Here is an 8,601-nt window from a genome sequence, read left to right as displayed (position 1 = left end):
TCATTCTGTAAAACCTCCTCTACAGCAACTCTCTCTTCTCAAAAACAAGGAAGAAAAAGGAGCAGGACTGTGTCCGCTCCTTTTTACTATACATCTTTTATTCAATTCTTAACTCTAAAGTTTCGCATCAACTTTCTTCTGGATGGTGTCTCGAAGGGATTTTCCTTCTGCCAGCATTTTTTGTACCGCGCTCTCTTTTTCAGATACATAGGCAGCATCTTTGATTGAAGGAATGTTAATACGGACGTTCATAATGGCACCCTCAAGTCCAGCCAAAGCCTGAGCAGCAGCCACGCCCATATCACTCATAGCGTTGGTATTACCCTTATCCACAATCCTATCAGCGAGACGAATTACCACCAGGCATTCCTCCGCTATAGCGAAAGGTGAATCGCAAGCTTCCTTAAAAGCTTTCTGAATTGCTTCTTTACGAACTGCTTTTTCTTCTTCTGTATCTTTCTTCATTTTAAAAGCAGCCATAACTTTGTTAAAAGCTTCAGTATCACGATCAATTCGCTCTAATAAACTGTTATAGAGCTTTTCTGATTCACCTCTGACCTCTTTCATTTCGGCTTCATGGGCTTCGTAGCCGTTTTTGCCAATGGTAAGATTGCAAACCATGGAAATCAGCCCTGCACCGAGAGCACCGGAAAGGGCGGCTACACTTCCACCTCCCGGAGCTGGAGAATCTGAGGCCAGTTCCCCTACAAATTGCCTTAAATTCAGATCAACTAGCATACACATCTACTCCTCTTCGTCTAGTGCCAGAATATTGTTCTCCAGAATCTGATTCCGGTCAAAATCTACTATGCGAAGGAAGTATTCAGCGCAGTTCAAGAGTGCGTCCTGAGGTAAAGTGCCACAAATCTGTGTACCTATTATGGTAAGGCCATAACGTTTAGCTTCGTTCTCCACAACCTGAAACACCCTATAGATTGGAGTATTGACCGTATCGAACATATTCATGGAGACAGCTACATTATCATAACCATCCGGCTTAAATGCAACTGCACGAATAGTACTAAATCCACCACTAGGTCCACGCATCATTTTAGCGATCCGTTTTCCAATCTCCATGTCTGTCGTATTGAGGATCATATTCACAGCTACGAGGTTATGAGTAGCAGCGCTTACTATAGTAGCACCAGCAGTTGGATGAAGTTTAGCCGGTCCAAGATCAGGACAGCGCTCTGGTGTATGAGCAACTTCCTTCAGCCCTTCATATTGGCCCTTTCGGATATACGCTAACTCTTTGCGTTCAGGAGTCCTGGCATTTTCTCCACTAAAATAGACTGGTACCTGATAGCGCTCCCAAATTTCTTTTCCTATCTCCTCTGCAAGCTCTGTACACTCCTCAAGAGAGATATTGCGGAGAGGGAAAACCGGGATCGTATCCTGAGCTCCAATGCGAGGGTGCTTCCCTTCCTGTTTCTCCATATCGATAAGCTCGTAAGCTTTGCCTGCCATATTCAATAGGGCTTTCTTCAAAGGCTCTGGCTCCCCAAGGCATTCTATAACCGTTCTATTAAAGTCAGCATCGGGGAAATAGCCGATCAGCTTAACTCCTTTAGCCTTACGAATTTCATCAACAACGGCTTCAATAACTTCCTTGTCTTTTCCATTACTAAAGTTGGGAACTGCATGAACATACTGTTTCTTAGCCAATTGTGGTTCCTCCAATCACGTGCTGAAATCAAAAGTTTTATTTAATTTACTTTTTTAGAGCAGCTCTTCGCAAAAAAGAGCTGCTCCCTTACTAACCGAGATTGAAAAACTTAGTTCTTCTCTGCTTCTGCCATTTCAGATCTGAAGGTTTTAAGAAGCTCTTTCGCAAATTCCGGATTGCCCGAAAGCTCAAAATACTTCTCGTCTGCATTTTTAGCAATTTCACGGAAGCGCATTCTCTGATCGTGCTCAAGCTTCAGAAGCTTCTGATCGGGTTTGAAAGCCTTTACCATCATATCGAGGCGTTTGTCATTCAGCTCCTGCTGTACCTTATAAACAAAAGGCCGAAGCTCTTCTATACACTCAAGAACAATCTTCTGAATATCTTCTGGCAATCCATTGAAAAAGTCAGCATTGGCAAGGGTATGCATAACATAGATATTATGCTTAGATTCAATAAGACACTTCTGAACTTCCATAAACTTCATTTCCTGAATAATGTAGGGGGCATTTTCCTGCCCCTCAACCATGTTCAACTGAAGAGAACTGTAAAGTTCAGTAAAGGAGAGGGGTGTGGGATTGGCTCCATATGCCTTATAGGTCTCTACAAGCATCTCCGAAGGCATAACTCGCATTTTAAGCCCCTTGAAATCCTCAGGAGTCAATATGGGTTTGTTTGCTGTCCAATACATGGCACCCTCGCTAAAGTAAGACAAAACCTTCAGGCTTTTTTTCTCGTACACACCAGCCAACATCTCATTGAGAGCCTTACTGGAAGCAAGGACTTTCTCGTTTACCATATCGTCATCGGAGAAAAGGAACTGAAGAGAGAATATCTGATTTTCGGGAACGATGGCACCACACTGCCCTGGACCGACAAGAGCAAACTCTATCGCTCCATTCAAGCACAGCTCAAACATTTCTGTAGGAGTACCGAGCGTCCCTTGAGGATATACATCGAGTTTGATTCTGCCATTTGATTTATCTGCAAGAAGTCGAGCAAATTCGTTTGCATAAACGTCACAGACACTTCCTACTATCTCTTCCTCTGCTAAACGCCAATTATACTCTGCCGCTACAGCTATTCCGGAAAAAGCAAGAACAAGGGCCAGTACTAAAGCAAAAACATGAAGCTTTTTCATAGATGTAAACCTCCTCTAGAATTTGAATTTAAGACATTTCATCTCAATCTAAATCTCAACATAAAGTCCTCTTGCGTCTTTTTGATACCGAGAACTGCCCTCCTTCCTTTTTACTGAGCCACCGCCAGATCCCTCAAGAAGAGAGCTATCTGAGGGAATAATACGAGCAGAATAGACACGAGTATCAACATAAATATGAAGGGTGGAACTCCACGAACAACATCTGTGTATTTTTGCTTAAAAATAGCAATTGCCGTAAAAATATTGCAGCCGAAAGGTGGCGTAGAAGAACCAATGGCAGCCTGTAATGTTACGATGGTTCCTACAAGTACGTTATCCAATCCTGAAGCCATAATGGCAGGCTTGAAAATAGGAGTAAGTATCATAATGACAACTATAGGATCAACAAACATACACCCTATAAAGTAAGCAATACTTAAGACAGAAAGGATCCGGACAACAGAAGGTGTTTCTCCCAGAAGAGGTGGTAGTATAAGATTCGGAATTCTCGCGAAGGAAACAGTCCACGAAAAAGCCTGCCCAACTGCGATAAGAATAAAAACGATCGCCGTCACGACACCAGTTCTTAGTGCTAGCCGAGGGATATCCGACAACTTAATGGATTTATAGATAAAAAATTCCAGCACGAAAGCATAGAGAACTGAAACTGCAGCGGCTTCTGTCGGGCTGAAAACGCCAGAGTAAATTCCTCCGAAAATAATAACGGGAAAGGTAAAGCCTAAAATAGCTTCCTTGAAGGCTACCCAACGTTCGTGCCATGTAGCACGAGGCATTCCATTTTCTTTCTTCGAGACAAACCAACAGTATACCGAGAAAAAGAGGAGAATCAAAAGGCCAGGGCCTACACCTGCAATAAAAAGTTCTCCAACAGACGCTCCTCCCACGACACCGTAAACAATCATGTAAATGCTCGGTGGTATAAGAAGAGCTATTTCTGCCGCATTAATAATCAAAGCAGTGGAAAATGTAGAAGAATACCCGGCATCAAGTAACATGGGACGCAGAGGGCCACCAATAGCTACAACCGTTGCCTGCGTTGACCCCGACACTGCTCCGAACAGGGTACATGCAGTTGCTGTTGCGATAGGGAGACCTCCCCTTTTATGGCCTACAAACTTTACAACAACATTGACAAGACGGTCAGCAATTTGCCCTGATGTCATAATGTCCGCAGCAAAGATAAACATAGGAACAGCTGTAAGAGAAATAGGCTGTACTCCTCCGATAAGCTGTTGAATCAGCATCGACGGATTTACCCCTGGGAACTGTGTCACAAGTGTTAAAAAAGCTCCTGCTGCCAAGGGAACCATCATCGGGAAACCTAGCAACAACAATATAACCATTGTTCCTACGAGAGTAAGTAACATTGTGTTTACCCCTCCTAAAAGTCGAAGGACTGTTCGTCCTCAGCGTGGCCTTCAAGCACTGAAGCAGAGAGATAAACGTCTTCAGATCTCAGATTTTTAATAACGGCCAACACATATTGAATCCCGGTCATTACAAAACCTACGGGAACCCATAACATAATTAAGTAAAGCGGGATATGAAGCCCCAAGGTCTGTTTCTTAATTTCAGCAAGTTTAGCTACATAGAGGTAGGCGTACCAACTGAGATAGAACATCAGGGCAGCTGTGCCAGCTGAAATAATAATCATCAAAATTTTTCGCCCTCTCGGCCCAAGAACATCCGATAAAGCCGACATCCTAATGTGAGCTCCTATTCTGGCAGCATAACTGGTTCCCACAAAGGTAACCCATACGATGGTGAACTGAGTTACTTCTTCTGCCCAAGTAAGGCTATGCTGGAAAAGGTTCCTTCCTAAAACATTAAGGATGGCAACAAGAGCCATTACGATGATGCTCCACGATACGACAAACTTCTCAAAACGCTCACAAAAACTATCTAGCATGTTAAAAAAATTCACCTATGATCCCCCACTTTTCTATCTTCTACTCTTTGCGTAATGCGCCAAAACGTGTGCCATACGTATGACAGAGTCCATTCGAACATATTCGTCTGGCTGGTGAAAGAACATGTCATCGCCAGGCCCCAAAATAGCAAAAGGTACTCCTAAAGAAGGGATGAGGATCGAGGCATCTGTAAAATAATTGATACCAGTCTTTTCCCATGGCATTTCCAATTCAGAATAAATTTTTTGTAGAGATTGCACTAACGGAGCACTTTCATCCATCCCTACAGGAGGTCTATTGTTTACCACCTCTACAGAAACATGGATGGGACTATTGTCCTTTTCCATAGATTCCGTCGCTTTATAAATTTTTTGCAATAACAGGGAATGATCCACACTCGGGAGGGTTCTGATATCTAGCGTCCCTTCTACATAATGAGGAACAACATTAAACAAATCACTTTCAGCTTGTAGCGAGGTAACTACACATGTAGAACGGCCGAGAAGATCGTGTTTTTTCTCGCCACTAAAAAGTTCTGATATGAGATTTGTAATCTTGTTAAATGTAGAGAGAGCATTCGTCTGGGCATCTGCCATAGCAGCATGGGAAGAGGTCCCCCACGTTTTTATCCGAAGCCAAATAGCGCCCCTCTCTGCTAGGCCAACTCTTTCATCTGTAGGCTTAATGATCAGAACTTCTTCTACTTTATTGAGGAACCCGCCCCCTAACAGAGCGTTGGCCCCCATACCCCCTACCTCTTCATCCGCTGTAAAACAGAACACAACGTCTACTTTCGGCGTTATGTTTTCCTTTAAAAGGGTCAGAGCCGCTAAAATCATGGACGTGACTCCGCCTTTCATATCCGCAGCTCCACGACCATAAACACAACCATCTACTATGACTGCGCCAAAAGGAGAATAGGTCCAATCTCGCACATCTCCAGCCGGGATTGTGTCTAAATGTCCTGTAATAGCAACGCCACGATTCCGACCTGCCCCAGGGATGGTAATCACCAACGAGGCTCGATTATTTCCATGGCTGATTATTTTCTTTTCAACTTTATCATCAGGGAACAAAGAAGAGACAAAAAGAGCTGCGTCCTTTTCATCTCCAGATGGCTGGGAAGTACGGATACGAATCAGCTGCTGAAGTATTTTTATTGCCCTACCATAAGCATCATCTTGCCTTTGCGTCATTTTATTCCCCCCTTTCACCAATATAAGAGTACTGGAGGGAGGAGATTCAGACATTAGCTTATGTGGATAAGTTTTTTGGGGTTATATTGTCAAAACTTGACAAATCTATTCGCTAAAAGATCCGAGGTCATAAAGTTTTAATGCAAGGGCAATATCAAAACGTTGATCGCTGTTGTCAGGATTAAAATTAAGAAGATCACAGATTTTTTTGTTTCGATATTTTATGGTGTTATAGTGAAACTTCATAACTTCCGAAGCATGTTTCACGTTCCAATTATTCTTATTAAGGACCCTAAGTGTTTGAAGAAGCTCTCCATTCGTAGATTTATCATATTCAATAAGATCTTTTAATATGCTCTGACAAAAGGTCTCTGCCTCCTGACTCTGAGACACCATGGAAAGGAGTTTCATCCCGCCTAGGTTTTCCCAAAAAACAACTTCTTGGGGAAACGTAGCTAATCTAGACACACGAAGGGCTCGAACTGCTTCGCGATAACTATCATGTATACTAAGGGGGTCAGTTTTGTATCCACCTACAGCGACAGTAATTTCGCAATGTAACTCTTTAGCAGCTTCTTCATTAAGGTGTTCCGCTACTTTAATTATATTTGTTTGTAGGGTTTTTTCCTCGTTATCGGGATCTGGAGGGGAGATAAGGAAAACAACAGACTTTGTCAACATTGTATAAATCGATTTTGGGAAAAAAGCCTGGAACTTCGACCTAATAGTGGAAAAAAAGACCTGAAACTCACGTTCTCCAGCTTCTCCATCAAGAGCTTCTACTTCTACCACCACTACAACAACGCCATTGACAGGATTCCAAGAAAAAGTGCGAGCCCGACTTTCAAGTTCTTCCTTCCTTTGTATCTTGTTATAAATAAGATCCCGTACAAACTCATCAATATAGTTTCGCTCCACCCTTTGAGCAGAAAGTTGTTTCTCTATAGAAAGCTTTACTGCTATAACGGCATTCTCTAGAGCAGACATCTCTAAAAAAGAAATTTTTCTGTCGGAACGGCTTGAACGGTTAAGGATAAGATAGCCGCTCAGTACGCCACCAACACGGACCTCCATGTGTTGGTGAAGGCGAATTATCTCTTTTAAGGGGTATATTTTTACATGTTCTTTAAATTCGTCAGAAAAAGATGCGACGAAAAGTTGTTTGTGGATAAGATCTTTATACGCAACACCACAATGTATCTGCTCTCGCAATGCCCAAAGAATTCTTTCAAAATCGCCATCATTGAGAAGGATATCGGCAAAAGGTGAAAAGGAAGAACGAAGTGTACTTCCCGCTTTTCGAAACTCTGTTTCAAGAGCAAAGAGAACATTTAATAAAGCATGGTTTTGAGGGATAAAAAATAAAGGCGTAGAAAAAGTATTTGCTGCTTCTTCAAGCTCTGGAGGAATCTCTCCTTGAAAAACAATTCCCCCGACACCATTTTGGATAATAGCAAGAACGGGAGACAAACAAAGACCTGAAAAACGTGACTTACTGGACCACGCTCCCACAACAAGAGAGTCAGAAGAGCAACACACTCCCCCGCCTATCACATCATCAAGAAGTACCACTCTTCCAACTTCCTTATCCAAACCAAAATTTCCAGCAAGAAGAGAGAAACTTGACAATGTTTGAAGTGTACGTATGGCAGGCAAAATAAAAAATCCACTCCTTGAAACAAAGTTTATATATTGTATCACGTAGAAAAGGGACTGGTAAAAACCAGCCCCTTTAATAAACACGTATTTGTCAAAAAGTAAGATGTTATGCCCCTACCTCTTGCTTTTTCGGCCAGCTTCCAATGTATTCTTAAGCAACATAGCAATAGTAAGAGGCCCAACACCACCAGGAACTGGCGTAATCCAAGAAGCCACATCTCCTACAGTTTCAAAATCTACGTCTCCTACCAATCCTTCCTCAAGACGATTAATGCCCACGTCCACAACTACAGCTCCTTCTTTCACCATAGAGCCTGTAATCATGCGAGGACGACCTACGGCTGCTACAATAATATCTGCCTGACGAGTAATAGCCCCCAGATCTTTCGTCCTGCTATGACAGATAGTCACTGTAGCGTTTCGGTCAAGAAGGAGATGGGCAATGGGCTTACCTACAATATTGCTTCGCCCTACCACTACGGCATGTTTCCCTTCTATTTCGATTCCATAAGCGTCAAGGAGATACATAATGCCTTTCGGGGTACAGGGATGCACTGCAGGAAGTCCAGCGACAAGATACCCCATATTCATGGGGTGGAAACCATCCACATCCTTCGACGGGTCAATGGCTTTGAGGATCTTATCGCTATCAATCTGCTGAGGCAACGGAAGTTGAACAAGAATACCATCTACAGCCTTATCATTGTTAAGGGTTTCGATGAGCTTCAAGAGCTCTCCTTCTGTAGTGCTTGCCGGAAGCTTATGAAGAAAAGAGTTGAATCCCACTTCTTTACATTTTTTTTCTTTCTGACCTACATAAACCTTCGACGCTGGATTCTCGCCTACAAGAACCACGGCTAAGCCGGGAATGTGCCCTCCCTTGGATTTTATTTCATCTACTTCCTTTTTTATGGCAGCCCGTACTTCCTCTGCTACTTTTTTCCCATCCAATATCTGAGCTTTCATTTAGTAGCCTCCTCGCCTCTAGAACAAACCAGTAATATTCCC

The 8,601-nt window shown here is 42.8% G+C and carries 8 protein-coding genes; all 8 read right to left on the bottom strand.

Features of this window, described 5'->3' with window-relative positions; translation table 11 throughout:
- Positions 1-114 precede the first annotated feature (114 nt).
- Positions 115-738 carry a cyclodeaminase/cyclohydrolase family protein gene (locus B3L97_RS04690; RefSeq protein WP_286934371.1) on the bottom strand — a complete coding sequence of 208 codons (624 nt, stop codon included), beginning with the start codon at positions 736-738 and terminating at the stop codon, positions 115-117.
- Positions 739-744: 6 nt separating this feature from the next.
- On the bottom strand, positions 745-1,665 hold the full coding sequence (gene ftcD / locus B3L97_RS04685) for a glutamate formimidoyltransferase (RefSeq protein WP_286846126.1): 921 nt from the start codon (positions 1,663-1,665) through the stop codon (positions 745-747).
- Positions 1,666-1,775: 110 nt separating this feature from the next.
- Positions 1,776-2,807, bottom strand: a complete 1,032-nt coding sequence (locus B3L97_RS04680) for a DctP family TRAP transporter solute-binding subunit (RefSeq protein ID WP_286846125.1) — start codon at positions 2,805-2,807, stop codon at positions 1,776-1,778.
- 110 nt (positions 2,808-2,917) lie between these two features.
- The gene (locus B3L97_RS04675; RefSeq protein ID WP_286846124.1) at positions 2,918-4,195 is read right to left on the bottom strand and encodes a TRAP transporter large permease; all 1,278 of its coding nucleotides are present in this window, start codon (positions 4,193-4,195) and stop codon (positions 2,918-2,920) included.
- Positions 4,196-4,209: 14 nt separating this feature from the next.
- Positions 4,210-4,752, bottom strand: a complete 543-nt coding sequence (locus B3L97_RS04670; protein ID WP_286846123.1) for a TRAP transporter small permease — start codon at positions 4,750-4,752, stop codon at positions 4,210-4,212.
- Positions 4,753-4,770: 18 nt separating this feature from the next.
- Positions 4,771-5,934, bottom strand: a complete 1,164-nt coding sequence (locus B3L97_RS04665; protein ID WP_286934369.1) for a M20 family metallopeptidase — start codon at positions 5,932-5,934, stop codon at positions 4,771-4,773.
- A gap of 105 nt (positions 5,935-6,039) precedes the next feature.
- Positions 6,040-7,590 carry a PucR family transcriptional regulator gene (locus B3L97_RS04660; protein ID WP_286934366.1) on the bottom strand — a complete coding sequence of 517 codons (1,551 nt, stop codon included), beginning with the start codon at positions 7,588-7,590 and terminating at the stop codon, positions 6,040-6,042.
- Between the two features lie 117 nt (positions 7,591-7,707).
- Entirely contained in the window at positions 7,708-8,559 is an 852-nt protein-coding gene (folD, locus tag B3L97_RS04655) for a bifunctional methylenetetrahydrofolate dehydrogenase/methenyltetrahydrofolate cyclohydrolase FolD (protein ID WP_286934364.1), read from the bottom strand.
- Between the last annotated feature and the right edge of the window lie 42 nt (positions 8,560-8,601).

Source organism: Aminobacterium sp. UBA4834 (genome assembly GCF_002400205.1).
Classification (GTDB): domain Bacteria; phylum Synergistota; class Synergistia; order Synergistales; family Aminobacteriaceae; genus Aminobacterium; species Aminobacterium mobile.
The sequence above is the reverse complement of the archived record's forward strand: the minus strand, read 5'-3'. Positions and strand labels throughout refer to the sequence as shown.